We start from the raw sequence: 1,989 nt of genomic DNA, 5'->3' as shown, positions 1-1,989 counted from the left end.
ACGACGCCCTGATGCTTGCGTTCCGTCGCGCCGGGCCCGCCCATGTCGGCGCCGCGAGCGCCGCCTGGAACATCGGCTTCGACGCGGGCACCGGGGCCGGATCGCTGCTGCTCGGCGGGATCGCCACCGTCGCAGGCTATCCCGCCGCGTTCGCGACCGCCGCGCTGCTCGTGCCGATCCTGCCGCTGCTCGCCCGGATCGCCGGGCCGTCGGAGCGGCCCGCCGCGGCCCCATAGAATCGAGCCCATGAGCGCAACCAAGGTCGCCGTCCTCGACTACGGCTCCGGCAATCTGCATTCGGCGACGCGCGCGGTGGCGCGCACCGGCGTGCAGGTGGAGGTGACCGCCGACCCGCAGGTCGCGCTCGCCGCCGACGGCCTGGTCGTGCCCGGCGTCGGCGCGTTCGCGGCGTGCATGGCGGGACTGAAGGCGGTGCGCGGGGACCGGATCATCGGGCAGCGACTCGCCGGCGGCCGTCCGGTGCTCGGCATCTGCGTCGGCATGCAGATCCTCTTCGACAAGGGCGTGGAATTCGGTGTCGAGACCGACGGATGTGGCGAATGGCCCGGCACCGTCGAACGTCTCGACGCGCCGGTGCTGCCGCACATGGGCTGGAACACCGTCGAGGCCCCCGACAACAGCGTGCTGTTCGCCGGCATGGACCGCGACACCCGGTTCTACTTCGTGCACTCCTACGCCGCGCAGAAGTGGGAGCTGCCGCCGTCGGAGCTGTTCGCCCCGCCCGCGCTGACCTGGGCGGAGCACGGCGGGCGGTTCCTCGCCGCGGTCGAGAACGGCCCGTTGTCTGCGACGCAGTTCCATCCCGAGAAGTCCGGCGACGCGGGGGCCGAGCTGCTGCGCAATTGGGTCGGCAGTTTGTGAACCGCGGCGGGGCCGGCGGCGACGACCCGGCCCGGCCGGAGTTCTCGCTCGGCCGGCTCGCGCTGACGGCACTGGGCGCCGCCACGGGCGTGCTCCTGCTCGCCACCGTCGTCATCGTGGTGCTGCGACCGGGGCCCGTCGTCGGGTTGATCGTCGCCCTCGCCGGCGTGGCCGGCGCGATCGCCGCGATGGGCGTCGTCTCGACCCGGACGACGCGCCGCGCCTTCGGTCCCGACGGCAACGACACCCCGCGCCGTGACGGCAGCGACACGCCGCGCCGCGACGGTGACGACACGCCGCGCGGCGACGGTGCGGGGTGACCGTCGGGGCCGGTTCTCCGCGACCGCCGCGACCCACTAGCATGGGCGCAGTGAGCCTGGTCCTTTTGCCTGCAGTCGATGTCGCCAACGGTGAAGCAGTTCGCCTCGTCCAGGGAGAGGCGGGCAGCGAGACCAGCTACGGCTCTCCCCGCGACGCCGCCCTCGAGTGGCAGAACGCCGGCGCCGAATGGGTGCACCTCGTCGATCTCGACGCCGCCTTCGGACGCGGCTCCAACCGCGAACTCCTCGCCGAGGTCGTCGGCGAACTGGACGTGAAGGTAGAGCTCTCCGGCGGGATCCGCGACGACGAGTCCCTCGAGGCGGCGCTGGCCACCGGGTGCGCTCGCGTCAACCTCGGCACCGCCGCCATCGAGGATCCCGACTGGTGCGCCCGCGCCATCGCCGAGTACGGCGACCGCATCGCCGTCGGGCTCGACGTCAAGCTCATCGACGGGCAGTGGCGCCTGCGCGGCCGCGGCTGGGTCTCCGACGGCGGCGACCTGTGGGAGGTCCTCGCGCGGCTCGACCGCGACGGCTGCAGCCGCTACGTCGTCACCGACGTCACCAAGGACGGCACGCTCACCGGCCCCAACCTCGATCTGCTCGCCCAGGTCTGCGCAGCCACCGACGCTCCCGTCGTCGCCTCCGGCGGCGTGTCCGCCCTCGACGATCTGCGGGCGATCGCCGGCCTCGTCGACCGGGGCGTCGAGGGCGCCATCGTCGGCAAGGCGCTGTACGCGGGCCGGTTCACGCTCACCGAGGCCCTCGACGCGGTCTCACGCTGATC

3 protein-coding genes and 1 pseudogene are annotated in these 1,989 nt (G+C 73.4%); all 4 read left to right on the top strand.

The features are described 5' to 3' along the window. Positions 1–236, top strand: a pseudogene (locus CQZ88_RS06295) (MFS transporter); the annotation flags it as partial. Positions 237–246: 10 nt separating this feature from the next. Beyond that, positions 247–882, top strand: coding sequence for an imidazole glycerol phosphate synthase subunit HisH (gene hisH, locus CQZ88_RS06290; RefSeq protein ID WP_029544081.1), 636 nt, complete (start codon positions 247–249; stop codon positions 880–882). Further along, positions 879–1,202 (top strand): hypothetical protein, encoded by a 324-nt coding sequence (locus tag CQZ88_RS06285; RefSeq protein WP_050035338.1) that lies wholly within the window; start codon positions 879–881, stop codon positions 1,200–1,202. Before hisH ends, CQZ88_RS06285 begins: the two co-directional genes overlap by 4 nt. A 50-nt stretch (positions 1,203–1,252) precedes the next feature. After that, positions 1,253–1,987 (top strand): bifunctional 1-(5-phosphoribosyl)-5-((5-phosphoribosylamino)methylideneamino)imidazole-4-carboxamide isomerase/phosphoribosylanthranilate isomerase PriA, encoded by a 735-nt coding sequence (gene priA / locus CQZ88_RS06280; RefSeq protein WP_029544076.1) that lies wholly within the window; start codon positions 1,253–1,255, stop codon positions 1,985–1,987. The last annotated feature ends 2 nt before the right edge of the window (positions 1,988–1,989 follow it).

It is taken from the genome of Rhodococcus sp. ENV425, from assembly GCF_002887785.1.
In the GTDB taxonomy this organism is placed as follows: domain Bacteria; phylum Actinomycetota; class Actinomycetes; order Mycobacteriales; family Mycobacteriaceae; genus Rhodococcus; species Rhodococcus aetherivorans.
This window is presented reverse-complemented; position numbering and strand designations above follow the sequence as displayed.